This window comes from Acidisoma sp. S159, assembly GCF_009766125.1.
Lineage (GTDB): Bacteria > Pseudomonadota > Alphaproteobacteria > Acetobacterales > Acetobacteraceae > Acidisoma.
This window is the reverse complement of the sequence record NZ_LMUG01000059.1, coordinates 563,982-589,128: the sequence shown is the minus strand read 5'-3', so window position 1 is coordinate 589,128 and position 25,147 is coordinate 563,982. Positions and strand designations below refer to the sequence as shown.

At 61.8% G+C, this 25,147-nt stretch carries 25 protein-coding genes; 10 read left to right on the top strand and 15 right to left on the bottom strand.

Translation table 11 applies throughout. The annotated features are described in order from the left end of the window. Window positions 1-201 precede the first annotated feature (201 nt). Window positions 202-495 (top strand): hypothetical protein, encoded by a 294-nt coding sequence (locus GSQ92_RS19525; RefSeq protein WP_158804638.1) that lies wholly within the window; start codon window positions 202-204, stop codon window positions 493-495. A gap of 102 nt (window positions 496-597) precedes the next feature. Beyond that, window positions 598-882: a hypothetical protein gene (locus GSQ92_RS19520; protein ID WP_158804639.1), complete on the top strand. Its 285-nt coding sequence runs from the start codon at window positions 598-600 to the stop codon at window positions 880-882. A 26-nt stretch (window positions 883-908) separates the two neighbouring features. Here the strand turns inward: GSQ92_RS19520 and GSQ92_RS19515 are convergent, their stop codons facing one another. From GSQ92_RS19515 to GSQ92_RS19505, 3 genes are read right to left on the bottom strand one after another with little or no spacing between them, the layout of a single operon-like run. Next, window positions 909-3,347, bottom strand: coding sequence for a two-component system VirA-like sensor kinase (locus tag GSQ92_RS19515; protein WP_158804640.1), 2,439 nt, complete (start codon window positions 3,345-3,347; stop codon window positions 909-911). Further along, window positions 3,344-4,357 (bottom strand): cytochrome-c peroxidase, encoded by a 1,014-nt coding sequence (locus GSQ92_RS19510; protein WP_216856874.1) that lies wholly within the window; start codon window positions 4,355-4,357, stop codon window positions 3,344-3,346. Before GSQ92_RS19510 ends, GSQ92_RS19515 begins: the two co-directional genes overlap by 4 nt. Before the next feature lie 38 nt (window positions 4,358-4,395). Continuing rightward, window positions 4,396-5,148, bottom strand: coding sequence for a response regulator (locus GSQ92_RS19505; protein WP_158804641.1), 753 nt, complete (start codon window positions 5,146-5,148; stop codon window positions 4,396-4,398). 604 nt (window positions 5,149-5,752) lie between these two features. Between GSQ92_RS19505 and GSQ92_RS19500 the strand changes: the two genes are divergently transcribed. Further along, the gene (locus GSQ92_RS19500; RefSeq protein ID WP_159013858.1) at window positions 5,753-7,144 is read left to right on the top strand and encodes a glycosyltransferase; all 1,392 of its coding nucleotides are present in this window, start codon (window positions 5,753-5,755) and stop codon (window positions 7,142-7,144) included. 104 nt (window positions 7,145-7,248) lie between these two features. Here the strand turns inward: GSQ92_RS19500 and GSQ92_RS19495 are convergent, their stop codons facing one another. Together GSQ92_RS19495 and GSQ92_RS19490 are read right to left on the bottom strand one after the other, a co-directional pair. Beyond that, window positions 7,249-7,545 (bottom strand): chorismate mutase, encoded by a 297-nt coding sequence (locus GSQ92_RS19495; RefSeq protein ID WP_158804643.1) that lies wholly within the window; start codon window positions 7,543-7,545, stop codon window positions 7,249-7,251. A 133-nt stretch (window positions 7,546-7,678) separates the two neighbouring features. After that, entirely contained in the window at window positions 7,679-8,668 is a 990-nt protein-coding gene (locus GSQ92_RS19490) for a cytochrome-c peroxidase (RefSeq protein WP_216850377.1), read from the bottom strand. Window positions 8,669-8,972: 304 nt separating this feature from the next. Here GSQ92_RS19490 and GSQ92_RS31775 point away from each other — a divergent pair, with 304 nt between their 5' ends. Further along, window positions 8,973-9,266 (top strand): DUF1127 domain-containing protein, encoded by a 294-nt coding sequence (locus GSQ92_RS31775; protein WP_371418565.1) that lies wholly within the window; start codon window positions 8,973-8,975, stop codon window positions 9,264-9,266. Between the two features lie 374 nt (window positions 9,267-9,640). Here GSQ92_RS31775 and GSQ92_RS19480 read toward each other — a convergent pair whose 3' ends face one another. Next, complete coding sequence (locus GSQ92_RS19480; RefSeq protein WP_158804644.1) at window positions 9,641-9,853, bottom strand: hypothetical protein; 213 nt, start codon at window positions 9,851-9,853, stop codon at window positions 9,641-9,643. 162 nt (window positions 9,854-10,015) lie between these two features. On the opposite strand from GSQ92_RS19480, the gene GSQ92_RS19475 reads away from it, so the two are divergent. The 4 genes from GSQ92_RS19475 to GSQ92_RS19460 all read left to right on the top strand — a co-directional run bounded on the left by GSQ92_RS19475 (window position 10,016) and on the right by GSQ92_RS19460 (window position 14,166). After that, the gene (locus GSQ92_RS19475) at window positions 10,016-10,501 is read left to right on the top strand and encodes a GNAT family N-acetyltransferase (RefSeq protein WP_158804645.1); all 486 of its coding nucleotides are present in this window, start codon (window positions 10,016-10,018) and stop codon (window positions 10,499-10,501) included. A gap of 681 nt (window positions 10,502-11,182) precedes the next feature. Then, window positions 11,183-11,530 carry a hypothetical protein gene (locus GSQ92_RS19470; RefSeq protein ID WP_158804646.1) on the top strand — a complete coding sequence of 116 codons (348 nt, stop codon included), beginning with the start codon at window positions 11,183-11,185 and terminating at the stop codon, window positions 11,528-11,530. A 161-nt stretch (window positions 11,531-11,691) separates the two neighbouring features. Further along, window positions 11,692-12,498 carry a hypothetical protein gene (locus tag GSQ92_RS19465; protein WP_158804647.1) on the top strand — a complete coding sequence of 269 codons (807 nt, stop codon included), beginning with the start codon at window positions 11,692-11,694 and terminating at the stop codon, window positions 12,496-12,498. A 123-nt stretch (window positions 12,499-12,621) separates the two neighbouring features. Next, window positions 12,622-14,166, top strand: coding sequence for an MDR family MFS transporter (locus GSQ92_RS19460; RefSeq protein ID WP_158804648.1), 1,545 nt, complete (start codon window positions 12,622-12,624; stop codon window positions 14,164-14,166). 5 nt (window positions 14,167-14,171) lie between these two features. On the opposite strand, the gene GSQ92_RS19455 is transcribed toward GSQ92_RS19460, so the two are convergent. Next, window positions 14,172-14,540, bottom strand: coding sequence for a VOC family protein (locus tag GSQ92_RS19455; protein ID WP_158804649.1), 369 nt, complete (start codon window positions 14,538-14,540; stop codon window positions 14,172-14,174). A 102-nt stretch (window positions 14,541-14,642) separates the two neighbouring features. Between GSQ92_RS19455 and GSQ92_RS19450 the strand changes: the two genes are divergently transcribed. Further along, on the top strand, window positions 14,643-15,389 hold the full coding sequence (locus tag GSQ92_RS19450) for a dienelactone hydrolase family protein (RefSeq protein WP_158804650.1): 747 nt from the start codon (window positions 14,643-14,645) through the stop codon (window positions 15,387-15,389). A gap of 7 nt (window positions 15,390-15,396) precedes the next feature. Here GSQ92_RS19450 and GSQ92_RS19445 read toward each other — a convergent pair whose 3' ends face one another. From GSQ92_RS19445 to GSQ92_RS19430, 4 genes are all read right to left on the bottom strand, one after another. Continuing rightward, window positions 15,397-16,239 carry a class I SAM-dependent methyltransferase gene (locus GSQ92_RS19445; protein ID WP_158804651.1) on the bottom strand — a complete coding sequence of 281 codons (843 nt, stop codon included), beginning with the start codon at window positions 16,237-16,239 and terminating at the stop codon, window positions 15,397-15,399. Then, complete coding sequence (locus GSQ92_RS19440) at window positions 16,236-16,958, bottom strand: methyltransferase domain-containing protein (RefSeq protein WP_158804652.1); 723 nt, start codon at window positions 16,956-16,958, stop codon at window positions 16,236-16,238. Before GSQ92_RS19440 ends, GSQ92_RS19445 begins: the two co-directional genes overlap by 4 nt. An 86-nt stretch (window positions 16,959-17,044) precedes the next feature. After that, on the bottom strand, window positions 17,045-17,839 hold the full coding sequence (locus GSQ92_RS19435) for an ABC transporter permease (protein WP_158804653.1): 795 nt from the start codon (window positions 17,837-17,839) through the stop codon (window positions 17,045-17,047). After that, window positions 17,836-18,381, bottom strand: coding sequence for an ATP-binding cassette domain-containing protein (locus GSQ92_RS19430; RefSeq protein WP_254065803.1), 546 nt, complete (start codon window positions 18,379-18,381; stop codon window positions 17,836-17,838). The genes GSQ92_RS19435 and GSQ92_RS19430 overlap by 4 nt, the downstream gene beginning before the upstream one ends. A 533-nt stretch (window positions 18,382-18,914) precedes the next feature. On the opposite strand from GSQ92_RS19430, the gene GSQ92_RS19425 reads away from it, so the two are divergent. Continuing rightward, window positions 18,915-20,078, top strand: coding sequence for a hypothetical protein (locus tag GSQ92_RS19425; protein ID WP_158804655.1), 1,164 nt, complete (start codon window positions 18,915-18,917; stop codon window positions 20,076-20,078). Between the two features lie 44 nt (window positions 20,079-20,122). On the opposite strand, the gene GSQ92_RS19420 is transcribed toward GSQ92_RS19425, so the two are convergent. The 4 genes from GSQ92_RS19420 to GSQ92_RS19405 all read right to left on the bottom strand — a co-directional run bounded on the left by GSQ92_RS19420 (window position 20,123) and on the right by GSQ92_RS19405 (window position 25,139). Next, window positions 20,123-21,100, bottom strand: coding sequence for an ABC transporter permease (locus GSQ92_RS19420; RefSeq protein WP_159013857.1), 978 nt, complete (start codon window positions 21,098-21,100; stop codon window positions 20,123-20,125). 7 nt (window positions 21,101-21,107) lie between these two features. After that, entirely contained in the window at window positions 21,108-22,685 is a 1,578-nt protein-coding gene (locus tag GSQ92_RS19415) for a sugar ABC transporter ATP-binding protein (protein ID WP_159013856.1), read from the bottom strand. Next, entirely contained in the window at window positions 22,675-23,934 is a 1,260-nt protein-coding gene (locus tag GSQ92_RS19410) for a sugar ABC transporter substrate-binding protein (RefSeq protein WP_158804657.1), read from the bottom strand. The genes GSQ92_RS19415 and GSQ92_RS19410 overlap by 11 nt, the downstream gene beginning before the upstream one ends. A 185-nt stretch (window positions 23,935-24,119) precedes the next feature. Beyond that, window positions 24,120-25,139 (bottom strand): aldo/keto reductase, encoded by a 1,020-nt coding sequence (locus GSQ92_RS19405; protein WP_158804658.1) that lies wholly within the window; start codon window positions 25,137-25,139, stop codon window positions 24,120-24,122. Window positions 25,140-25,147: the final 8 nt, after the last annotated feature.

The window sequence follows — 25,147 nt, the reverse complement described above, 5'->3', positions numbered from 1 at the left end:
TCCTGGAACGAATAGGGAACATCCTCTATCAGACCGGCTAGACTTTGGCGACGGCGGCTCGACTCGCTCCGCGGAACAAAGCCACGATTGTGCCAAGGGATGACTTGCCGTCGTCCGGCTTCTGGTTTGTATACTGATCCGCATCAACGTACCGGCGGGCGACCCTGGCGGATTGGCTTCGCTGGCTGACCGAGAACGATCATGTCACCATTTTCAGCCTATATGGCCGTCACCTCCGACTATCTCTACAGCGCGACCGATCTTCACATCGTGGTCGGAGGCTCTAGGGGCAGTTGGCACCCCAAGGTGAGGGGCAGCGACCCGAAAGACGGCGGTATCGTCGGTGTCGCCTATTACGACAACGATTACGACACAAAGGCCGAGGCAGGGCGCCGGGCCGATCAACTCATGAGCTACGTCATGAAGTTGCGCCAGGCATCTGATCGGGTTGCCGAGATGGGCCCTGCAGGCATCCGTGTCGGCGCCGCGGAATGATCGCGCCGGTATTGCAGGCGTAGCCTGACTATTCGGGGCTGAAACAGCTCCGTAAGGACGGCGGGACATCTTCCCTGGGCCATCAAGCTCAAGGAGATAGCGATGACCCCGCCCGCAGAGCCCATCGATGATTCAATCGTCAAACAACCGTCCTCCCGCATTGTTCGAGCGCTTACACGCATGGATGAAGCGGTTGTCGCGACAGCCCGTGCGGTTTGGCGTGTGATCAGCGAAGGAAGTGCCGCCTACGGAATGGCGGAATACGCGTATTTCATGGATCCTCATTTTCGTGAAGACGCCGCGCATGATACTGAAGCCGATCAGATAGCCGACTACCCACACAATCTCCGGGTTCGCGGCGACACAGGGTTCAGTGGTGAATTTTAGCCTGATTTCTCGAGGCGACTAAGGACTCAACTCGGCAGCCACCGGGACAACGCTGCCGCCAGTTCGGCGGAAACAAGGGGTTTGCTGACGACTTCGCAAACCCCGGCGCCCGCCAGCTCATCGGCACCAAGCTCGCCTGCTGAGCAAGCCAATAGAATCGGCAGGTCCGGTGCCATACCATGCAGCTTTTTCGTGACCGCAAGAGCCTGAGCAATCGGCATGAGATGGCTGATCAGGGCTGCATCGAACCGCCGCGGCGTTAAACGGCATGCGCTGAGAGCCTGATCCGGATCAGCGAATCCGATGGGCTCATAGCCGAGGGCGGCGACGATCTCCTCGTCATGCAGTAGCCGTGCATGATCATCGTCAATGACCAGGATGGCCTCGCCGCTGCCCTGCATCGTCCCAGCCTCATGCAAAATCCGGCTCGTTCCAGCAATCTGCGGCAGCCAAACCTCGAAAAGACTGCCCTCGCCCAACTGGCTCCGAACGTCGATCGCTCCGCCATGGTCCCGCACGATCTCCCGGACTGTCGCGAGACCAAGCCCATTTCCGCCCAGGCGGGTCGTGAAGAATGGCTCGAACAATCGATCGAGCGTCTCGGCATCCATGCCGCGACCGGTATCTCGCACACTGATGCGAACATAACTCCCAGGGACAAGACAGCCATGGCTCAACTGTCGAGTGACCAACACCCGATGGATCTCCGTCGTTACTTCCGCCGTGCAAGGGCAATCCATGGCCTGGGCCGCGTTGTTGCACAGATTCATGATGACCTGCTGCAGTTGCACGGGATCGCCGGACACGATCGCGGCCTCCGGTGTCGCGCCGATTACCAACCGAACATCCGGCTGAAGGGATGCCTGCAACAGCGATTGCGTTTCAGCCATGAGCGATCGCAGAGCGATCGTCCGGTGCGGCATGTTCTTGCGGCGGCCGAAGTTCAGGATCTGGTCGATCAGATCGCGCGCGCGCTCGGCCGCGTGGCGGATGCCCTCAAGATTGCGCGCCAAACGGCTTTTCGGAAAGGCATGCGATTCCTCCATTTCGGTATAGCCGAGGATGGCGCCGATGATGTTGTTGAAGTTGTGGGCAACACCGCTCGCCAGCGCACCAATCGTCTCCATTCGCCGAGCCTGTTGCAGACTCGACTCAAGCCGCGTCCGATCACGTTCGAGCACCGCGTGTTCCACCGCATTCGCGATCGGCTCGACCGCCATCCGCAGCAGGCCAGAGTCACTGGCGGGCCAGGTCATGGGCTTTCCAATGGCATCAAAACCGAGGGCGCCGCGGCTGCCATCGAGCCCGTTAGCCGGAATGCAAATCCAGCCGCGCAGCCCAGCGCCCTTGAGCGCAGATTTCTCCGCCCCCTCCGGCATTCGCTCGACGGAGGGAATGTAGATCACGCCTTCGGCCCGCGCGTCCCATTTGGCCACAGCCAAGCCTTGCATCGGCCACTCGGGCGGCCGCGCACGGCCGTCCCGGCACCACCAATAGGGTCGCAATTGTTCCGACGATCCAATGAAATAGGCCCGGTCCGCTCCAACCCATTCCGCAAGCGTCGCAAGCGCGGAGGTAACACGCCTGTCGATCTCATCGGCCCTGCTATCGACGAAACCGATCGAGATAGCCGCAATCGCATGCTCGAACGTCGCCCTGCGCTGCAGCGCCCGGAAATGACGCCGGAGCTGTGAGCCGAGATAGACCAGCCAGGCAAGCAAAAGCATCGACGTCACATAGAGAAGTAGCTCGTAACGCCGGGCATTCGCTCGGGACGCCTGCTGGTGAGCAAGAACGCTGCTACGAACGGCCTCCAATCTTGCCGATCGCGGCAAGTCGTAGAGCGATCTCAACACTTGGTCTGTCGCCGGCAACAGGTCGTGAAGCAGCCGGCCATGCGCCAGAATACCGTCGACGAGGTCGTTGTCGGGGTCCACGGGTGCTTGCTGGGCAAGCCGGTTCAAAGCGGCCTCAACTTCTCCGGCCGATGCTACCGACGTATCGAGCGTCAGATGAAGCATGGAAGTCGCCAAAACGGTCATCGCGGAAGCGAGCGGCCCTTCCTGCACGGCACTTCCGAATTTGCCACTCAGCAAACCAAAATAGGCGAGCGAATTCTGTAGCAGGGCATTGTCGCTTTTGAACTGTTCGGTCAGTTCATCTTGCTCCCCGACCATTTCCTCGAGTGGCCCAAGAACCTTCGGATCCACGCCCTGCTGGCGGAGTTGGCCGAGGAAGCCGTGTAGTGCTGTCATCCTCCGATTCACCGGATCATAGTCGCGCAGCAGGCCGGCGCGCGCATTAAGGATGTCCTGGCGCAGCGCGCTCTCCGTCACCGAGAATTTGGAGACCACCGAGAGCATTCCGTCGTATCGCGATGCTTGAGGATCCATGCCGAGCAGCGACAGCCCTGACAGAACCAGCAGAAGCAGGGTGACAAAGGCGATGCTCGGAATCGTCTTCATCGAGGTGCCGTCAATGGTCTGCCGTGATAGACTCCGGTCAGACTGTCGAGAAATGCGGTGATCGCCTTGACTTGCTCATCAGAGAGGACACGATCGAGCTGGGCGTACCCCATCTTGCGCACGGCAACCGCCAGTGTTGGAGCGCCTCCGTCGTGGAAATACGGCGCCGTTCTCGCGACATTGCGCAGGCTTGGTACCCGCAGGATTACCGGCCGACCCGCAAGGGGATTGTTGAAAATGCCGCTCTGCTCGATCAGGTTGCCTCCGACATTGACGCCTTGATGGCAGGCGACGCAGCCGAACGACTTGAAGAGATGATAACCCTCGACAGCCTCCTTCGAGAGCGCACCGCTATCGCCGCGAAGCCAATGGTCGAACGGGCTGTCCGGCGTGAGCAGTGACCGCTCGTAGGCGGCGATGGCATCGATCAGACTCTGCCTATCCGGGCCGTGCCCATACACTGCTTCGAATTGCTGGTCGACGCCCTTTTCTTGCGTCAGCACCCGAACATCGGCGTCGACGCTCATCGCCATGCCGCGCCGATCAGTGAGCGCCCCCCCAGCCTGATCCTCCAGGGTGCGAATATTGCCCTCCCAGTTCAGCCGGTAGTTGAGCGCGGCATTGAAGACTGTCGGCGTATTGAACGTTACCGCAGCGCCGCCCGGCACTGTCTCGACCTTTTGGTCACTGGCCCCGTTGCTGTGGATGTCATGGCAGGACGAGCATGAAACCTTGCCGTCGCGGGAAAGTCGCGGATCACTGAACAGATCTTCGCCAAGCGCGATTTTGAGCGGATCAGCAACGGGAGGTTGCGGGACTGGGGAAATGGGCTCGTTGCCCACGAAGAAGCCGGGGGTTGGGGCGCTGGGTGGAACCTGGGCTAGCGCATCGCCGGAGACCAACAACAACACGAGGGCAAGACCAGCCCCGCGCCACCTACTGCCTGTCGCGTCTCCGCCGATAGACTGATGTTCTGGTTTCATGGTCAGCACGCCGCGAGCGCGGCGCATGACGTCTCCATCCAGCGACGGCATCGTTGCGGCGGTGCCTAATATTGCTGAACCGGCAAGCTGAAGCGATAGCCGACGCCGCGCTCAGTTTGAATCGCGCGCGGCGCACTCGGATCAGCCTCCAGCTTTCGCCGCAGCCGCAAAACCTGCACGTCGATGCTGCGATCGAAGACATCCTCATGCACACGCGTCGCCTGCAGCAGATGCTCGCGCGTCAGAGGCCGCCCCGGCGCATTCAGGAAGGCGACCAGCAGGGCATATTCGCCCTTGGTCAGAGGCACCGTCGCACCTTCGGGATTGAGAAGGCGGTGCGCCCGCAGGTCCAGTTCCCAGCCTTCGAACCTGAAACCACCTGAGGCAGGCTCATGCTCCGATGCCGCTCGACCGAAATCGTGGCGCCGGAGCACCGCGCGAACCCGCGCCAGCAACTCGCGCAGCCCAAACGGCTTCGTGACGTAATCGTCCGCGCCGAGCTCCAATCCGACAACCCGGTCGATCTCGTCGCGGCGATGGCCCGTCATGATGATCACCGGCACATCCGAGCGCGACCGGATGTCACGCAGCACATCGAGCCCGTCATCCTTGTCGAGCCTGAGATCAAGAAGCACCAGGTTCGGCTCCCGCGCCGCAAATTGCCGCGACATTTCCTCGCGGTTGCTGGCCGACAGAACCCGCATGCTCTGCCCCTCTAAATAATTCACCAGCATCCGGCGAAGCTCCGCATCATCGTCCACCACGAGGATACGGGGCTGTGACAAGTCAGCGGCGCCGGAATTGCCAAGTTTCAGCATTTGATAAGCACTCCCGCGCCTGCAACGCGCAAATCCCGATGGGATCTTAAATAGAACCGAGCCGCCTCAACGCCACCGATCGCCCCTTTCGAGCAGAGTAGCCATATGGCCACTCGTCTCGCAGATCCATCGTCCGCCACACACGACTCCCGATTTCCCGAGCCTGAGCATGCACATATTAAGGAGATAGCACCATAGTCATGATCGCAACTGCGCTCTTCTCTGGGCGCACGGTCCTAGGGAAATTCATGACCCCGCGACGCTTTCCTTGTATTAACTTGAGTTAACTTCGCGGAGATGGCTGCCTGGACTCAACCGCTCGTTGTCGGCGCCTGAAATTTTCTGCCTGCATCTTCTCAACAACGCGTTTTCTTCTCAGTATCAGAGCTCCAGGCACATATCTGTCTATCATGGAAAAATGGAATGATTATTTAGAAGCGACAAGCCTTGCGCAACCCACTCGCAGACGAAGAAAATGATTGGGGAGCAGAAGGCATTCGCGACATTTCAACCGTAACTTGTCTGGGCCTATCGGACGCCGAGCCGTAACCGGGCGCATCTAGGTCTCCACTCGGACCACCAACCGAGATGGAGCTACTTCTTCGTGAAGATAATTCTCGCTTCGAACCCATTCATGGGACACCTCAACCCGCTTCTGGCAATCGGACGTATCTTGATTGCCGAGGGTCATCAGGTTGCGGGCCTCACAGCTACCATTATGCGGAAGCGCATAGAGGCAATCGGCGCGACTTTCTATCCGTTCCCCGGCCGCGCCGATCAGGATCTGAGCGATTTGACGGCTATATATCCGGAATTCGGCCTCATGCCCCCCGGACTGGAGAAGGCCCGCTTCAGTGTGGAGCGCCTGTTTATCGATATGATTCCCGGGCAGTACGAGGGCCTCATGCAGGTTCTGAGCGAATTTCCGGCGGATCTTATCATCGCCGAAAATCTCTTCATGGGTGCCCTTCCCATGTTGCTCGGTCCACGCGCGAAGCGTCCTCCCATCATTCTGTGTGGCACGACCTACCTTTTCTGGCATCGCAACGATGGCGTGCCCATTCTCGGTGGCTTTCCTATGGCGGCCGAGAATGCCCGGCGCGAGCAATTCGAAGCGGCATCCGAGGAGTTCGAAGCGGTCTTCATGGAGCCTGCCAACCGCTCAGCGAATGAATGCCTGAGGGGAATGGGTTGCGGACCACTTCCCACGAATATCTTCGATTCGCTCGTTACCCTGCCCGATGCGTATCTACAGCTTACGACGCCAAACTTCGAATTTCCCCGTGCAGACCTACCGGACTCCGTGCGGTTCATCGGGCCGCTGCCGATCATGGCAAAGCAAGCGCCCCTCCCCCCATGGGCCGATGAGCTGGATGGCTCTCGCAAAGTCGTTCTCGTCACACAGGGAACAGTCGCGAACTATGATTTCAGCCATCTGGTGGCGCCGGCGCTGGCGGCACTCGCCGATGACCCGGAGTTGCTTGTGGTTGTCACGACCGGCGGCCGGCCGACCGACGCGGTTCCCGGTCGGATCCCCGCCAATGCGCGGCTGGCGTCATATCTGCCGTTTGAGTGGTTGCTCCCGAAAATAGATGTGTTTGTCACAAACGGTGGCTACGGAAGCGTCAATCAGGCGCTGAGTTTTGGCGTCCCCCTCGTCACCGCCGGGATGACCGAGGACAAGGCAGATGTGAATGCGCGTGTCGCCTGGTCGGGCGTCGGCATCAATCTCGAGACCAACGAACCGACGGCAGAGGCGCTACGTCGGGCCGTGCGAATCGTTCTGGGCGACCCCGAATACCAGAGGCGGGCTTCGCATATTGCCAACGAGATGCGACAGATCGATACGAAGTCGAAGTTTTTGCAGATTGTCGACGAGGTTTCGCGACCAACGGCTGAAACTCGCTTCCCCTTGGGCATGACGGGGCGCGGTGCATTCGCGGACCGGCACAGAGCCACGTTCAGCCGGGACAAGAGCATCGTCCAACTTCGCTGACTTTTGCAGAGCGCGCCTACGAAGGAAGCCGGTGAAGTCGCCGGCTCCGAGAGCGGAGATGCGACGACCTCGGCGAGATCGGATTCGAGCTCGGTGCGAACTGCTCAGCGCGGCAAAGCCTCGTGATGCCGGATGACCTCGCGCACGATAAAGCCAAAAAACTTCTCGGCGAATTCGGGGTCGAGTTTTGCGTCGAGGGCGAGCTGCCTTAAGCGGGCGACCTGATGCGCTTCACGCTCGGGGTCTGCCGGCGGCAGATTGTGCTCCGCCTTCAGGAGGCCAATCTTCTGGGTGCAGCGAAATCGTTCGGCCAACATATGGATGAGAGCTGCATCGATATTATCGATGCTTTCGCGGATCTCCAGAAGTTTTGAGATGGCCGGCGAATCGGTGTGCGTCATGAGCTGATCATGCCCTCGAAGGTGTGTGGACAGGGGTTCGACGCTGGTCGCGCGTCGGGGTCTTTGTGAGCAATCGGATAGAGCAGATGTCGGCTGTACCGGAATGTCAACAATTCGGCCAAAACACCCGATCTCACGAGGGAGCCTTCAAAGATTTGCCTTGATACGAGCCGGTAAGGCTGCCGAGAAATGCGACGATTGCCTTGATTTGCCCGGCCGATAGCGTCCGGCCTAGCTGGGCGTATCCCATCCGGCTCACCGCTCTATCCAGGGTAGCGGCGCTCCCGTTGTGGAAATAGGGAGCGGTGACCGCAACGTTCCGCAAACTCGGCACCCGCAGGTCTATCGCCTGCTTATGAAGCAGTCCTTCAAAAATGCCCGTCCGCTCGAACAGATTGCCGCCAACGTTGACCCCCTGATGACAAGACGCGCAGCCCAGCGACTTGAAGAGCCCATAGCCGACCTGTTCCTCGTCGGAAAGGGCCTCCTTGTCGCCCAGCAGCCAGCGATCGAAGCGGCTGCCCGGTGTCAGCAAAGACCGCTCATAGGTGGCAATCGCATCCAAAAGATTTGCGCGGTTAGGCCCCTCTCCATACACCAGCTCGAATTGAATTCTCAGTGCCTTGTCATCCGCTATGCGTTCAAGGGCATTATCCGGACTCGATGCCATGATGCGCGGATCGCTCAGGGATTGGGCAGCCTGATCCTCTAGCGAAGCGGCATTGCCCTCCCAGTTCTGCCGAAAGCTCAGCGCTGCATTGAAAACGGTATTTGTATTGAGCGGAATGAACGACCCGTCCGGCGCTCGATCGAACCGAGTTGCGCCAGCACCGTTCGTCGTCACGTCATGGCAGGATGAACAGGCACGAGTTCCATCGCCGGAGAGGCGCGGATCACTGAAGAGTTCCGCCCCGAGCTTGACCGTGCGCGAATCAACGGAGAGCGTTTGCGGAATCGGGGTAATGGGCTCGTGATCCGCGGGAATATCGACGTTTGGGTGCGTTGACCGGGCATGCGCATGGGCTTCGCTCGCAACCAGCGACAGTCCCAGCAGCAGCCAGGTACGCCAGCGGCACGAGCCCTCTCTGCGTCGGCCGACACCGGCCGTCTCACCTATTTCCACGTTCCCCCAATCTGTTCAACGCGTGTCTTCCCCTGGTTCGAGATCCTCACAAGCACGTCGCCCGAGCCATGCGAATTACCGCTGAAAAAGCCATGCACTCATTGTGCTTCGATGTCAGTATCGGGCAATCCGGTTACAGATGTAATGTTCCTCGCAAAATGGGTCGGTCGTTCGGACGCCCGGCATCTATCCGCCGGCCCGTCTACGCTACGGGTGTAGCAATATTGGCGGGGCCTGACATCCTCCGGCAACGGACAGGCGGCAATCTCTCCTGCAGCAACGGCCAAACCAACAGGAGAATCCGATGCCAACTCAACCTCTCAATCTAACCTCTTTCGCGCGGTCCGAGGTCTCTCGGGGCGAGCCGCCTCGTGGATCATATAGCAAGACAAGCTCGACAGGCACGCCTCACGATCGCAGGGCTTTGGCGACGGCCTGGGCTTTTGTTTGCATGTGCGCGAGGAAATATCATTGTTTCATGCGGATGAGGCGAGCGGCTGCGGAGCTCAACGGTCTCAGCGATCACGCGTTGAAGGACATCGGGGTTGCGCGCAACGAGATCGAGTTTCGTGTGAGACAGGCTGCACGCCGCGAATAGCAGCGGCGAGATTCGCGGTTGACTGGCGGCTCGGAGGCGGTCTGAGGAAGTCTGCTGGCCAACCGGCCGTTCGACGACCGCCATTCATCAAATACAACACAGACACGAGGACGTAGGCTGTGATGATCTTTGGCCGCCGCAGGTGCTCGAGCGAGGCGCCTCAAACTGTGCCGCAATTCGAGAACGACTGGGCGATTTCGCTGGCTGCCGCCGATGCGGCTTACGAATACGTTTATGGCCGCCGCGAGTTGAAAGCTGCGCCGGGCGCGTCTTGGCTGGGCTCGACGGATCAGGGGAATCTTTCGCCGTCGGATCCGCGGCTAGACTCCGGGATGAGATCTTCGCCCCCGCGCCTGAGCGGAAGCCTGGTTGCGTCAGGCTCTTGCGGCGGCGATACGCTCTTCGATCTCAGGCCAGGACAGACCATACCGCTGGGCCAGAGCCATGCGTAGCACGTCCTCGGTGTAGCCCTTCCCGCTGCTGCCGGCGTCCGGCTCGCGCTTTGGCTCACCAAAGGGTGGCTCGACCAGCAGGATCATGAAGCGGCGATCCGCGACAGGGAGAACAGCCACAGTCAATTCAGGCATACTCGCTCCATCAGGATGATTCTTGGGAGATCCTGCGCCGCGAATGTGACTGGCTGATTGCGGTCCTCTGCCGCGACGCCGCGACCTGCGAAAAATTCATAGCCGCCGGCCTGTCGAGGCGCGGTATGCGTGCTCGCCGGCTAATTTCCGAGCGAGACCCCCATGATTGACAGCACGCCCCCTGCCGTCCTGGTCCGCCCGGCGCAGTCAGCCGATGATGACCTGATCGCCAGCCATTTCCTGCGGATGTGGATCGACCTCGGGACTTCTGCCGAGGCTCTCGAACCCGATGGTCATGGGCGCGTGCTCGCCTTCATGGCGCAAGCTCGCGAGCAATTGGCCTTTGCCGCCTTTGTGGCGGAAGCCGAGGGCGCGATAGTGGCCTCGGCCTCATGCCAAATCCATCGGCCATCCTACCCCAACGTCTTCACGCCGGAGTTTCGGCGCGACGGCTACATCTGGGGTGTGTTTGTGGAGCCGGCTTGGCGCACGCGCGGGCTGGCCCGCCGCTTGACGGAGGCCACATTGTTCCACCTTCGCGGGCTGGGCTGCGGCCGCGCAATCCTGAACGCCTCGCCAAAGGGCCGATCTCTATACGATCGGATGGGCTTCCAGCAGTCCAACGAGATGCGGCTTGAACTGAGATAGCCCGGCCTCTCAGGATGCCCCAGGCACCGGAAGAACGGCTTCTTCGTCCCTTCCGCCATAGCCGGATCGCTGACCCAGGGATCGGCACTGCGGCTTGTGGCGATAACCGGGCGTTTTGTAGCAAGTTGTAACTTGGACAGTATCTCACCTTGACCTTACCGCCAAAGTGGTCAGGTTCGCCCGCGCCTCGAAAGTGCTTACGTGCCGCAAGGCTTTCAAAGGTGCCGCAACATAAATAGACAAGAGTGATCATAGTGAAATCGAAGTCTAAATTTCTGGTAGCCGCCGTTCTCTCAGTTGCGTTTGCTGGTGGTCTGTTCGGCTCGATCGAAACGGCGAGCGCGCAGTATTACTATCACGGTCATCATTACCACCATCGGCACTGGGTAAAGGATCACTCCCACCCCCATGGCTACTGGGGCTACTACTAAGCCCGGCATTCCACCGGCCGCACTAGGCGTTACGCCTGGCGATGAAGCCCCGTCCTCACCAGGCGGGGCTTCCGCGCTCAAACACGATGCGCCTTGTCAGGGCGAAGTGAGAGATGCCGACCTCCGTTTCGCCGCCGTTGAACTACCGGCTCGCGGGTTTGTGATTTCGGCTCAGTTTAAGGCTTAAGTCCAAGCTGCGCCGCACAGTGAGACTTCGTATGGCTTCCGCTTATTAGTTGGAGTTCTCCCGATGAGCCGCCGTCTCGTCCCTGGCGTCTTACGTTTCTTCGCCGGTCTTGCGCTCGGAATCTTCCTGGTGGCACGCCCTCCTTACCAAATTGCCGCCTATGCCCAGTCGGATGCACAATCGACATCGGATCCCCAAGCACCGGATGCGCAGTCGCCAGATACCGATGACGGGCCGGGGCTCAGCGGGGCGCTGGACCAACGGGTCGATGAGGACGGCAACCACCTTTCCGCCTCGGCGCCGAGCATTCCCACCTACGACCCGAATGCAGCCTCGGACGTTCCGGGAACCAGCGAGTCACCGACCACCTCCGATCCTGGCAGCAATGGCAGTGCGGATAGCTCAGACTAAGGGTTCCGCGCTGGTATCGAGCGCGGTACTGCGCGGCCGCCAGATTCGTTACGAGACCCGCGTGATGACCGGCGGAGTTCTGCGGTGCGACCAAAATACTTCCACGTCAGCATGAATAGCCGCTAATTGATCCACATGATGCGCCGCACTAAATCCCCGCCATGACCCGTCTCCGCGGCGCCACATCGCAGGCTCCCCTTGACCTGATTCTCTCGGCCTATCTTGAGAATCATCCCAACACACCGGATCCGGCGCGCCTCAGGCAAGCCGTCGCCCAGACACTCGCGGAGCTTGCGCCCGGCTCCCGTGCACTGGCTGAAGCTTTGGCGCAGGCTGCCCACAGGCTCCGCGACACGACGCCGGCAATCGGGCAGCGAAACTCCGTAGCCAAGACACTGCAAGGTGCTGTGGCGAGCGTTGAGAGCGTCGAAGAAATCGAATCGAGTGAGACCGTCGCACCCCCGCAGACGAGGCGGCGGGTGCGACGGACTGCTAGCCCGCAAGACCGCACGGTGGCCCAATCCGAGCTCGCATTCGAGTTCGAGCCCGAAGAGCGGCCAGCCGCTGGGTCGGACGAACCAGCCTCGCCCGTTGTGGCGCAACAAGCGGGCGCCAAGGCTGATGACCCACCCGATGCCGTCGCCTCGACCATCCTCGAGCCTGTTCCGGCAACCGAAGCCGAGACGGCCGAAAGCGCGCCTCGCAAGCGCAAGCGCCCATCGCGCCCGGCGTCTCGGCGGCGCAAGGGCAGCGTGGATGCCACAAGCGCCGAGGAGCCTGACATCGACCGGGCCGCCGCGACTGGTGGCGACAGTCACGAGCCCGAGTCGCAGGCCGAACCCGATAGTGACAGCGAGACTCAGCCTCTACGGCACACCGCCGAGAGTGTGTTTCAAAACTTCCCTCAGAGCGAAAACGCTCAACCCGCACCCATCGACCGCACAGGTGGCGGGTCGGGCCGTCGGTAAGGAGACGAGTGACTTACCAGAAGCTGCTGGCCGCGCGATCCGCGAATGCCTTCATTCCACTGTCACGGCCACATGTGCCCGCGATGGGCTGACGTGCCGGGTCTGACAGCGTAGCCTCGCCGAATGGATGCACGCAGCCAGCCTGGAGAACCCTCTCACCCGACGTACAGCCATCCCCAGATACTGCGAGTCGTCGTCGGCATCATGCTGTGCATGCTGCTCGCGGCGCTTGATCAGACCGTTATCATCCCAGCCGTCCCGGCCATCGCGCGCGATTTGCACAGCTACGGGCATCTGGCCTGGATTGTTACCGCCTATCTGCTGACCTCGACCGCGGCGACGCCGATCTTCGGCAAGCTCTCCGACACCTATGGCCGGCGCGCGCTGATTATCCCGGCCATCGCCATCTTCATTGTCGCGTCCGGGCTGTGCGCCATCTCCACGTCGCTGCCGGAGCTGATCCTGTTTCGCGGCCTGCAGGGTATCGGCGGCGGCGGCCTGTTCGCCATGGCGCAGGCGGCGATCGCGGATGTCGTCTCGCCAAGGGAGCGAGGCCGCTATCAGGGCTATCTCGCTGGCACCTGGGCCTTCGCCTCGATCGCGGGGCCGGTGATCGGGGGATATGTCACGGATAATCTGAGCTGGCGCTGGGTCTTCTGGGTCAACCTGCCGCTCGGCCTGCTCGCAATCTTTCTTTGTGACCGCGCGCTCCGCCTGCTCGTTGTGGTTCCACGTCGCAACCGGATCGACGTGGTCGGCGCCGTGCTGTTGACCTGCGGCATCAGTGCGCTGCTGCTGATGTTGAGCTGGGGTGGCACCGCCTATAGCTGGACGTCGGCGCCGGTCCTGGTGCTGGGTCTGCTCGGGCTCTGTTTGCTTGGCGCACTTGCGGTCCAGGAAAATCGCGCCGCCGATCCACTTATGCCGCCGAGGCTATTTGCCAATGACATCTTCCTGGGCGGCGTGGCGGTCGCCTTCTTCGCCTCGCTCGGCCTCTTCGTCGGAACCTTCCTGCTGCCGCTCGATTTCCAGCTTCTGCACGGCTACGACGCGGAGACCTCGGGCCTGCTGGTGATGCCTTTCCTCGTGTCGAGCACCGCTGGCGCTTACCTGGCGGGTTCGCTCACGCGCCGCCTCGGCAAGTCCAAGATGATCATCGTTGCCGGTCTCTTCGGCGCGGCGCTGGGCTTCTTCCTGCTGGCGACGGGGGGCGCCAAGACCGGCGCGATCCTGATCATGGCCGAGAGCATTGTACTCGGCACTGGCATCGGCGCTTGCATGCCGACAACCATCGTGGTCGTGCAAAACGCTGTGGAACGGCGCGATGTCGGCTCGGCGACCGGCGCGCTGCTCCTGCTGCGCTCGATGGGGGGCGCCTTCGGCAGCACCATCGCCGGTTCTCTGCTCACTCTTAGTTTCGGCAACGCGCTACGGGAATCTGGTATTCACCGCGCGATCGATCTCGGCTCGCTTAGCCAGGGCGCAGCCGCCTTTGCCGGCCTGCCTGGAGATGCGCGCAAGGTGGCGGTACGCGGCCTCGTATCAGGCTTCGGCCTCGCCTATCTGGTGAGCGGAGCGCTGCTGCTGGTCGCGCTCGTGATCGGCTTACGTCTCCGCGACCTGGCACTGCGCAGCGCTCCTCGCGCCGCTGATACCATTGGGCACTGACGGCCTCAGGCCCGTCCAGCCACTTCGCTGTGCTGGAGGATATTGACGAGACGGTTGAAGGGATCGCGGACGTAGAAGCGGCGTACGCCCCATGGCTCATTCACGGGCCCATATTCCACCGCAAGACCCGCCGCGAGGACGCGCTGGTGAATCTCGTCCAGATTGTCGACCTCGATCGAGAGGTCCGGCACGGCTGTCCCGGACCCGCCTTCCGACGCGATGGAGATTTGCGGCGCGCTACGGCCTTCGCCGGCGAAGGTCATGATCCAACCGAAATCCATGACGATCTCTAACCCCAGAATCGCGCCGTAGAAGCCCCGCGCGCCTTCAAGGCGGTCGCTGGCGATATTCGTAACAATACGTTTGACCGTCATTTGCCCTCCAACCAGACCTCTGTCCTATTCGCGCGTAGCTCGCCCCGTTGCGGAGAGCCGTGACCAAAGGCCAGATTGCCTCCGAACCGCACGAGGCCGACGATGATCATCCGCAGCGACGAGACCGCCGATATCCCTGTGGGCACCACCGGGCCGATGCGCCTGCATCTGTTTCGGCCAGCGGTACCGGGCCGCTTTCCCGGCGTGGTGTTCTTCTCCGAGATCTACCAGGTGACCGATCCGATCCGGCGCCTTGCCGCGCTGGTCGCGGGTCAAGGCTATGTCGTGGCGGTGCCCGAGGTCTATCATGAATACGAGCCGCTCGGCACGGTGCTGCGCTACGACGCGCCCGGAACCGATCGCGGCAACGCACTCAAAACCACCAAGCCGATCGCTGCCTTTGACGCCGACGCCGCGGCCGCCCTCGCGTACTTGCGCCAACACGAGGCCTCCACGGGCCGGCTTGCGACGCTTGGCGTATGTCTCGGCGGCCATCTCGCCTATCGCGCCGCCTTGAATCCGGCTGTCTCCGCCGCTGCCTGTTTCTATGCCACCGACATCCATAGCGGAACGCTGGGCTCGGGCGCGGGCGACGACAGCCTCGCCCGCATGGACGAACTCAAGGCGGAGGCGATGTTCGTCTGGGGCCGTCAAGATCCACACGTGCCCTTCGCCGGCCGTCAGGCGATCCGGGAGCGGCTGGAGGCAGTGGGCGCACGTTACGAGTGGCACGAGGTCAACGCCGCTCATGCGTTCCTGCGCGACGAGGGGCCGCGCTATGACCCGGCCTTATTCCTCCAGGCAATGAGCTGGATGCTTGCCTTGTTCCAGAGGACCCTGCAGGGCTGAGCGACCCTCAGTCGGGCTTGCGCAGCACCAAGAGGCAGTATCGCATAGACCCGGTGCGGTAGGCTGCCAGCAAGCGCACCAGAGTCAGAGCAAAGACCCTGTTTGAGGCGGAGCGTTCGGTGAGAAAGCGGCGATAGCTGGGATCGCGCGCCAGCTTCCCAGCCACGCGCTTGAGGCAAATCCACCAGGTCCGGCGAACTTGCCGGCTGATATCGCTCACAAGCTCGACGCGGAAACCCGCGCCCTCCGCAAGCGCACGATAATCGCTTTCGTCGCCCATGCTCGGCAGGCGGCCTTCGCGGCAAATGGGCTCCAACAGATGCCGTACCTCCCAAGTCTTGGGGTTGGGGCAGGCGAGCCAGGCGTAGATCGCGAAAACGCCGCCGGGCTTCAGGGTGCGGAACGCCTCTTCGAAAAAGCGCTGCTTGTCCGGCATGTGCTCGGAACTCTCGATCGCGTAGGCGCGGTCGAAGGCTGCGTCGGGCAGATCATTCGCGAGCCAGTCCATCACCCGGATTGTGACGCCGGTAGCCGGCTCAGTTGCCCCGTAGTCTGCCTGAGCGGCGGAGACTGTCACGCCCGTCACAGTGACGCCGCGCATTGCGGCCAGCCGCCGCGCTGTCGCGCCATAGCCGCAGCCGATGTCGATGAGAGACAGGCCCGGCGTCAATTCCAGCCGGTCGGCGAGACGATCGACCAGCGCCTCTGCCGCCTCGCGCGGCGTCTCGCGCCCGGTTTCCCAATAGCCATGATGCACATGGTCGCCCCAGATCTCCCGATAGAAGCGGTCGAGATCGTTGTAGTGAGCGGCGACGGCGGCCGTGGTCTGCAGCGTCTTCGGGAAGATCACGGGCGTGCCTGTGCGGGAGGCTTAATCCGGCCGACACAAAGCCGGAACGCCATATGCCAATGCACCTCGGCCGGAACGCCAGCGGCGGCAATCAAGCGCTGCCAATCCGCGCGCCGGAAGCTGCGCGCGATCGAGACGGTTCCGTCATAGCGCACAATGCGGTGCCATCCGGCGAGCCGTGCGAGCAAGCGAAAGCCGTAATAGGGAATGGCATGACGGTGCAGATCCGCCACGTACCACCCGCGCATGGCATGGCCTTCCAGCCAGCGCAGGAAAGCGACGACCTGATCGTCGTCGAGATGATGGGTGAACTGTGAACTCACGATGAAATCGGGCCTGGGCTGCGGCTCATAGTCGAAGACATTCCCTTGCACCCAGGCGATCTCGACATCAGCCGGCGTCGCCGCGGCCGCCGCGACCCCGCTGCGGCGGTTCAGATCGATCCCCGTCAGTCGCGGCCGCAACCCCCGCCGCTTAGCCCAGCGATCGATTGCCCGAAGCAGATCCCCGTGGCCAGAGGCGATGTCGAGCACGGAAACAACGGCGCCAGCCGGAATACCCCGCGTCGCCGCGTCCAACCAGCGCAAGGTAGGCCGATGCGTCAAGGTGAGGCGATTGAGGGTTTCGAGATCAGCCAGGCAGCGCGCGTAGTCCTCCGGGTTGGTCGTCTCGTCATCCATGACCTCGGCTTGGGTGCTTCGACGTGAGAGGTCCTGCATGGCCGCGCTCGTTCCTGGCCGGCTGACCGCCGACGACTGCCTCAGTTGCACAAGCTCTGCGACCGCTGGCAAGACACGAGCCCGGATCAGCCGGAAAGCCTGTCGAGCCTGAGGCGCTGACGGCTGTCGGTCAGCCGCCACGCGGCCAGGAAGGCGACGCCGACCGAGGTCAGACCGCTACTACCAGCGAGCAGGAACATCAGGAGGATTTGGTATTTGACCGCCTCCACCGGGTCCATCCCCGCCAGGATCTGGCCTGTCATGATCCCTGGCAAAGTGATGATCCCCGCCGCCGACATCTGGTTGATTATCGGCACCAAGCCCCGCCGGGCTGAGCTGCGAATGAGCGGACGCAGCGCCTCGCGATAGGTGGCCCCAAGAGCAAGCTGCGCCTCGATCGAAACCCGCTCATGCGCGGCACCCTCCAGCATGCTGTCGAGCGAAAGGCTTCCGGCGTTCAGCACGCTGCCCAGGATGATCCCGACAAGCGGGATAGCGTAACGCGGGTTCCACCAGGGATGCGGTTGGATCGCCGTGGTCAGCGCCAGCGCCGCCGTCACGCCCGTCGCCACGGTCACGACGGCCGCCGCGATCGCGTAGTTGCCGAAACGCGCGAGGCGCCGCTCGGTCCGGGCACCCACCTCGCGGGAGGCGACCAGCGTCATGAGCAATACGATCAGCAACGTGACTACGGGCGAACCAAGCGAGAAGACCGCGCGCAGAACGTAGCCCACGAGCAGGAGTTGCACGACCAGCCGCACCGAGGCCACGGTGATCTGGCGATGCAGCCGCAACCCAAGAATGACCGACAGCGCGCCGTCCAACAGGATCAGCAAGGCCGCCACGGCAAGGTCGCCCGGCGTGAGGAGGATGGGGGTCATGCCGGGATCAACCGCCCGTCACGCATGACCAACCGCTGATCCGCCAGGCGCTCGGCCTGGGCCGCGTCATGCGTCACGATGATGATCGACGTGCCGCCATTCAGCCGCTCGCGCAGAACCTCCTCTACCATGCCAGTGCTTTCCGGATCGAGCGGGCCGGTCGGCTCGTCCAACAGCAGCACCGGCGGCTCCAACACGAGAGCGCGCAGCAGCGACAGCCGTTGTCGCTCGCCTGTCGAACACAGCCGCACCGCCTGTGCGAAAATGCCGGATCCCAGACCAAGCCGCGCCGCCAAGGCCAAAGGCGGTGCTGGCGAGAAATGCGCACCAACGCTGTCGTGCCACCAACCCGAATCAGCCGCGCAATACATCACCTGCCGCCGCCACTGAGGTCCCGTCGAGCGCGAGCGCGCGACGCAATCGAGCCACGCTTCCCCCTCATGAGGATCGAGATCTGCAATCATTCGCAGCAGCAGACTTTTCCCCACCCCGGACCGGCCGCTGATCGCAAGGCATTTGCCGGTTCCCACGGCAATATCCAAGGGACCAAGCCCCTCTCGGCGGAGTCCGGAAACCCGAAGCCGATCTTGAGGAACGTCCACGTTAGTTCGACACCCTGCTGATAACCGGCACCTTCTCCACGCACTTGGCCACCCTTAGGTCGCCGAGAGATACGTATCCGCCTGTGCCCCAAAATTTAAGTTTTCGTTAATCGCTAACATTCGAGGGTCTAATGCTGGACCGATACTTCCCAGAACTACCAAAACAACTGCCATGTGAGCATCCTAAACCACTCCTGCCACGCTGGAAATGCACCCGGAACATCGTGATCTCGTCGCTCTAACAGACAGCCCTCTGCACAGACTTCTAGCCAATTGATTAACGCTAGGCATCCGCGCTACGAATTTTTCTTCCGACACAGCAATGATTTGATCATTCCCGCCGACACTCACCACAAAGAGGCTCAGTCACCGATGATCGCTCCGACGACATGTACCTTCTCAAAGCTGCGAGCTCCCAGGATGACTCAAAGCAAACATGATCGCAAAGCACATTTTGGAAAAAGAGATATTCCATGGACGGGTCCTCCGGATCGTTTCCAGAATTCCAATTCACAAATAACAGTACGGTTCCCGGCGCCGATGCTCAACCAATCTTTGGCAGCGTCTTCGGCAGCGGTGCCTCCGTCGGCGCATCGAGCGCCGTAAGCTCAGGGAGCGATGCTGTCCCGGCCGACTCTACATCCACCAACAATTCGCTCATCGTGACTGGTGGCAGTTCGGAAACTCCGTCGGAAACCGAAGTTCCCACCTTCAGCATCTCGGCTTTTTCGGATCCCTATAGCGCGCTCGCTAGCGCGGTGGCGAACCTGCCGGTGCCCGGAGAGGTGACGCCGCCCTTCGAGACTCAGACCGAGTCCGCAACATCCTCCGATGGCTATAGCGCCATCTACGATCTCTCGAACAACGATACCCTGACCGGTGGTTCGGGCGACGTCTCCGCTTTCCTGCAAAACAATACGCAGTTCATTGCGGGCAGCGGAAACGACACGATCTACGCGGGAGGCGCCGATACGATCAACGCGGCAACAGGTGCCAGCACCATCTTCAGCGGCACTGATGGGAGCACAGTTCAAGGCGGCTCAGGCTCGCTTCTGTTCGTCGGCGGGGATGGCGCGGTGTCGGCGCAAGGCGGTTCGGGCAATACCGTGCTCATTGGTGGCACCGGCTCGAACGTCAGTAACCTCGTGGCTGGCACCGGTAACAGCACGCTGATCGGTGGCAGCGGCGACGGATCAACGACATTGAGCGGCGGCGTGGGTGATCCCGCCGGCGCCACCAGTATGCTCGCGTTCGCGAACGGAAGCGGCGCCACAACGATGGTCGGGCCACAATCCGGCGACGCGATCATGAACGGAACCACGGGTTCCGGCCAGGAAGTGATGGTCGCGCCAGTCTCCGGCCTCGCCGTTCTCGCTCTCAACAACGCGGCCGACACCGTCGTAGCCGGGGGCGGCGATACGACGGTGATCGGCGGCGGCGCCCCGGATTTGTACGCTTTTCTGTACGGGCTTTCGGGGTCGGAGATAATCCTGGGATTCAAGGCCGAGGATCAAATCGGCTTCACTGGCTCATCTTCAATCTTGAGCGAGCAAGTCATCGATGGCAGTGACATCATTCAGACGAGCGACGGCGCTCAGATCACACTGATCGGCTACGATCACAAACTATTCTCATGATCGCGATTTGCCTGGTATGGCCTCCCTCGGCCGAATGGTGGCCGCTACTTGATGAACGCGTATTTCGAACGGTCGATCGTCAGGGACACAGCCAGGATGATCACCACACCCTTCACGATATCCTGCGTGAAGGAATTCACCTGCGTCACATCCATGCCGTTGGTCAGGATTGCGATCACCAGCACGCCGAGGAAGGTACGATGAGGGCCACCGACACCGCCCGACAAAGCCGTGCCGCCCATCACCACAGCAGCAATCGCATTGAGCAGCAGCCCGCTTCCCGCCGTTGGCGTTCCAGCGCCGACCTGCCCCGTCAGCATGACTCCCGCCAAACCGCAAACCCCGCCGCAAATGACGAAAGCGAGAACCTTATAGGCCGTGACAGGCACACCAGCATTGGAAGCGACCAGCTCGCCACCGCCGAGCGCGTAGAGGTAGCGTCCAAGCTTCGTCCTGAAAGCGATGATCGTGAAGACAACCGTTGCGAGGATGGCGAACCAGATGACGTTCGGCACATACAGGAATGGCGATCCATTCATGATGTTGAGAAGCATCTGGTTGTTGAACAGGATCGACTGCCCCTGCGAAATCTGATTGGCGACACCCGACAGGATCGACAACATACCGAGCGTTACCAGAAAGGATGGCACGCGCAGCCGGGTGACGACGAGACCGTTGATGAGCCCGACCAGCGCGCCTATTGCGATACCGACCGCCACCGCGCCGACCACGCCCACATAATCGACCGTCAGCGCCGTCAGGATTCCCGAGAGCGTGACGAGCGCGCCGATAGAGAGATCGATCGAACCCACGAGGATGATTGCCGTCTCGGCCAGCGACACCATCAGCAGGACCGAGGATTGGCGGCCAATATTCCCCGCATTGGAAGCCGACAGGAACAGCGGGTTTACGAATGAGAAATAGGCGATCAGGATGAGGATCGCGATCAGCGGCGGCAGGAAGGAGCGAAGCTGCCCTCCAACAAACCGGTTAGACTTCAGGCCGTCCACGATTGCGTTCATATTCGTCCTAAAGCATGGCGGGGAGGATATCGACCTCCCGCGGCTTCGCATCCTTGGGCGCGTCGATAATCGCCGAGCACATTCCGCTCCGCAGAACCATGATCCTGTTGGAGAGACCGATCAGCTCCGGAAGATTGTCGGAAACGAGCAGAATGGCGGCGCCGCCCTGCGCCATCTCTCGCATCAGGGCGTAGATATCTTCCTTGGCGCCGACATCCAGCCCCCGCGCCGGATCGTCCAGCACCAGCACCTTCACATTATGCGCCAGCCACTTAGCAAACACGATCTTCTGCTGGTTGCCGCCGGACAGCGTGCGGCACATCGCGGCCGGTCCAGGCGCACGAATGCGCAGGCGACCGATCCAGCTATTGGTGAGCGCCCGGCTGCGCGCCGGGGAGATCATCGCGAGGAACCGATGAGAGACCTGCGCAAGATTGGGCAAAGTGAGATTATTCTCGATCGTATCGGTGCCGATGATCCCAGCGACGGTCCGTTCGGCGGGCACATAGCCGATCCCAAGCCCGAGCGCATCGCGGCGCGATCCGGCCTTCATGGGCTTGCCCTCGATCGCGATCGTGCCGGCATCCTGCGCCTCCGCCCCCGCGACTACCTTGGCGAGCGTAGATTTGCCCGAGCCCAACACGCCCGCGACACCAAGGATTTCGCCTGCCCGCAGCTCGAAGGAGACACCCCGTAGATGCCCCTGCCTGGAGATATCGACCGCCGCGACCGCAACGCGATTCGTGGGCTCCGTCTGGATCGCCTCACGATAATAATGGGTGTTGCGCTCTCGCCCGACGATCGCCTGGTGCAGCGTCTGCTCGTCGGTGCCCTCGACAGGGCGCTGCATCACCACGCAGCCATCCTTCAGCGCAACAACCTCGTCGCACGTGGTGAAGATGTCGCCGAGACGGTGGGACACGAGAACGAAGGAACCCTTGGTCCGCCAGCGGGTGATCCCATCGAACAGCTTCGCGGCTTCCTTGTCCGACAAGGCGCTCGTCGGCTCGTCCAGCAGAATGATCGGCTCGACTGGGTAGACCCGGCCGAGCGCGAAGGCCTTGGCGATCTCCACCAGCTGCCGCTGGCCGAAGGAGAGATCGCCCGTGAGCGCGGTGGGGCTGACCTCGATCTCAAGCTCATCGAGCACGGCCTGCGTCTCAGAGATCATCGTCCGTTGATGCAGAAAGCCGGCTGAGGCGAATTTCGTCTCCCGCCCCAGGAAGATGTTCTCGAAGACCGGGATCGTGCCGATCAGCCCCTGTTCCTGGAACACGGTCGCGATGCCGTGACGCGCGGCGTCGGAGGGGTGGCCAAACCCGACGCTCTCACCATTGATCGCGATCGTGCCCTGATCGGGCCGCACGGTGCCATTGATGATGGAGAGCAGGGTCGACTTGCCGGCCCCATTCTCCCCCACCAGACCCAGCATGCCGAAGCGCCTCAGCGTGAAGCTGACCGAGGTCAGCGCCTTGGTGCCGGGATAGGACTTGCTGATGTCCTGCAGTTCGAGCGCGGGTGGTGACGCCGCCTGGTCGCCCGGGTCGAAACCCGGACGGCTGGCGGCGACCGCGCTAGGCGGCATGGAACGGCCCGGACTTGTAGTGGTCCGCATAGAGTTTCGTCGTCGCGGCAAGCTGCGTCTGCCAATCCGCCGCCTTATAGGCCGCGTTGAGCTTGCCATCGCCAGGCATGCCGCCCCAGCGCGCGAAGGGGTCGATCGGGATGATCGTGTTCTGCGGGTCCCAGTCCTTGGGCGACAGCGTGCGGCTCATCTTCACCCAGTCGAATGGCAGCGTCGCGCTTTCGTAGACTTTGCGGTTGATCGACTCCGCATTCTCCGCCGTCGCGGTCAGCGAACCCGTATAGAGCAGGCGCTCCGGCAGGCTCGGCTTCCAGCCCGAGAAGGTGTCGAACAGCATCACCGCCGCGAAACCTGCCTGATAGGGTGGCAAGGAGGTGTTCGTGGCGACGAACTGTCCGCCTTTCGCGAGTTCCGTCAGACCCTCCGGCAGACCATCGATACCGGCGACCTTGACCGAGGTCATCTTGCGCTCTTTCAGCACGCTGAGCACGCCCAGCGCCATCGAGTCATTCTGCGCGAAGACCGCTTTCATGTCGGGATAGGCCGTGACCATGCTCAGCATCACGCTGCGTGCCTTTTCCCGCACCCAATCGCCACGCAGTCCGCCGACGATTTTGATGCCGGGGAAGTCCTTCGCGGCCTTCATCATACCGGCCGTCCGCGCATCGTCGGTCGGTGTCGCGAGGCCCTTGATGTGAACGACCGTGCCTTCACCGCCGATCGACTTGAAGAGCGCGGTCGCGACTTCGTAGCCTGCGAGCACAGAATTCGCAGTGTTGTAGGATACGAAATAGTCACCGACATCCGGCGGCGTGAACCAGGCCGGAATTTCCCAGATCGCGGTATAATAGACGCTGTTCTGCTGGCACAGCCGCGCGACCATCGGAACCTCGCCGGCGGCGACAACCGTGTTGACCAGCATATTGACGCTTTCGGTGGGCAGCCCGCGCACCTGGCTGAGCTCACGCGCCGCATCATTGTCATGGATCATCACGACGTCGCCGACCTTCAGCGCGCCGGCGGTGGCCTTGAAGCCCTTTTCGAAGGCAGCCCAATAGTCATTGGCGAGAGTCGCGAACTGCGCCGCGATCTTCCCAGGCGCGGCGGCGCGGGCCGATGGCATGAACCCTGCTGCCGCGCCCACCGGAACCGCAACGCCGGCCGCGGCCGCCAATTGCATGAACACGCGGCGGCCGACTGGATCATGCAGTCGCATTCCCGCGGCGATGAGTTTTTCTTCGTCGGACATGCTTTCTTTCCCCAATGCCTCTTCTCCTGATGACGACAGCAGAGAGGCGGTTTTTATATTGGCTAGTTATAGGCTCTGACATCTCACACGGTTGGGTTACCGCTAACAACCGCAATTTTGTCCATTCTGAACAGTTCACGCGTAGCCTTCAACCGTGCGAAGCGACCGTTGGAAGTTCGATACATTCAGGAAGGTGTTGGAGCGTTGGCCCTGACCAAATCCGCGTCCCGCAGCGCGGCCCAGAACTCGGCCGGGATCTGCTGGACCATGAGGTCGATGTTCTCCTGCATGTGATGCGGGTTGCGCGTTCCGGCGAGCACAGTCGGGATCGCGGGATGCGCCAAAACGAATTGCAACGCCGCCGCCTTCAGCGGAACATTGAACTCTTTGCAAACCTTTTCGATCCGCACGACGCGATCGATGATCGGCTGAGGTGCGGGACCATAGTTATAATGCGCGCCGGGTATCGCGCCCGTTCCGAGAATGCCGCTATTGTAGCAGCCGCCGAGTGCGATCGCGACGTTGCGCTCCACGCACAGCGGGAGAAACGTATCCAGCGCGTCCTGTTCGAGCAGCGTATAGCGGCCGGCAAGAAGAAAACAGTCGAAATCCCGCTCCTCCAAAGCCTGTTGGCAAACCGGCCATTCGTTGCATCCGACACCAATGGCTTTGACCACCCCTTCCGAGCGAAGGCGATCGAGCGCCTTGTACGCCCCGTCCATGGCCTGCCGGAAGTAGATCTTCTGCTGATCCGGACCATGGGTGAAGACATCGATATCGTGGATATAGGCGATGTCGATGTGTTCGAGGGCCAGGCGTTGCAGACTGTCCTCGAAGGAACGCATCGCGCCGTCATAGCTGTAGTCATAGGCTACCTTGAACGGCAACGGATCGACCCAGAACGGAGACTTCGCCTCCTCACGGCTGACGGGCACAAGCATCCGGCCGACTTTTGTCGAGAGGACATAGTCTTCACGAGGACGAAGACGCAGAGCCTCGCCAGTCCGATGCTCCGCAAGGCCCTGGCCATACATCGGTGCGGTGTCGAAGTAGCGGAGCCCGGCATCCCAGGACCTGTCGAAAACCGCTTGCGAATCCGCCTCCGTGACCGTGCGGAACTGATTTCCCAGCGGCGCTGTTCCAAGCCCCAGCGCGGTGACGCTCAACGATGACCGGCCGAAACGGTGTTTCTCGTGTGGATTCATGTGAACGA

Bases quoted from the DNA above. Each gene is read 5' to 3' on its own strand.
- GSQ92_RS19525 (WP_158804638.1), top strand. From the start codon at position 202: ATGTCACCATTTTCAGCCTATATGGCCGTCACCTCCGACTATCTCTAC.
- GSQ92_RS19520 (WP_158804639.1), top strand. From the start codon at position 598: ATGACCCCGCCCGCAGAGCCCATCGATGATTCAATCGTCAAACAACCG.
- GSQ92_RS19515 (WP_158804640.1), bottom strand. From the start codon at position 3,347: ATGAAGACGATTCCGAGCATCGCCTTTGTCACCCTGCTTCTGCTGGTT.
- GSQ92_RS19510 (WP_216856874.1), bottom strand. From the start codon at position 4,357: ATGCGCCGCGCTCGCGGCGTGCTGACCATGAAACCAGAACATCAGTCT.
- GSQ92_RS19505 (WP_158804641.1), bottom strand. From the start codon at position 5,148: ATGCTGAAACTTGGCAATTCCGGCGCCGCTGACTTGTCACAGCCCCGT.
- GSQ92_RS19495 (WP_158804643.1), bottom strand. From the start codon at position 7,545: ATGACGCACACCGATTCGCCGGCCATCTCAAAACTTCTGGAGATCCGC.
- GSQ92_RS31775 (WP_371418565.1), top strand. From the start codon at position 8,973: ATGCCAACTCAACCTCTCAATCTAACCTCTTTCGCGCGGTCCGAGGTC.
- GSQ92_RS19480 (WP_158804644.1), bottom strand. From the start codon at position 9,853: ATGCCTGAATTGACTGTGGCTGTTCTCCCTGTCGCGGATCGCCGCTTC.
- GSQ92_RS19475 (WP_158804645.1), top strand. From the start codon at position 10,016: ATGATTGACAGCACGCCCCCTGCCGTCCTGGTCCGCCCGGCGCAGTCA.
- GSQ92_RS19470 (WP_158804646.1), top strand. From the start codon at position 11,183: ATGAGCCGCCGTCTCGTCCCTGGCGTCTTACGTTTCTTCGCCGGTCTT.
- GSQ92_RS19465 (WP_158804647.1), top strand. From the start codon at position 11,692: ATGACCCGTCTCCGCGGCGCCACATCGCAGGCTCCCCTTGACCTGATT.
- GSQ92_RS19460 (WP_158804648.1), top strand. From the start codon at position 12,622: ATGGATGCACGCAGCCAGCCTGGAGAACCCTCTCACCCGACGTACAGC.
- GSQ92_RS19455 (WP_158804649.1), bottom strand. From the start codon at position 14,540: ATGACGGTCAAACGTATTGTTACGAATATCGCCAGCGACCGCCTTGAA.
- GSQ92_RS19450 (WP_158804650.1), top strand. From the start codon at position 14,643: ATGATCATCCGCAGCGACGAGACCGCCGATATCCCTGTGGGCACCACC.
- GSQ92_RS19440 (WP_158804652.1), bottom strand. From the start codon at position 16,958: ATGCAGGACCTCTCACGTCGAAGCACCCAAGCCGAGGTCATGGATGAC.
- GSQ92_RS19435 (WP_158804653.1), bottom strand. From the start codon at position 17,839: ATGACCCCCATCCTCCTCACGCCGGGCGACCTTGCCGTGGCGGCCTTG.
- GSQ92_RS19425 (WP_158804655.1), top strand. From the start codon at position 18,915: ATGGACGGGTCCTCCGGATCGTTTCCAGAATTCCAATTCACAAATAAC.
- GSQ92_RS19420 (WP_159013857.1), bottom strand. From the start codon at position 21,100: ATGAACGCAATCGTGGACGGCCTGAAGTCTAACCGGTTTGTTGGAGGG.
- GSQ92_RS19415 (WP_159013856.1), bottom strand. From the start codon at position 22,685: ATGCCGCCTAGCGCGGTCGCCGCCAGCCGTCCGGGTTTCGACCCGGGC.
- GSQ92_RS19410 (WP_158804657.1), bottom strand. From the start codon at position 23,934: ATGTCCGACGAAGAAAAACTCATCGCCGCGGGAATGCGACTGCATGAT.
- GSQ92_RS19405 (WP_158804658.1), bottom strand. From the start codon at position 25,139: ATGAATCCACACGAGAAACACCGTTTCGGCCGGTCATCGTTGAGCGTC.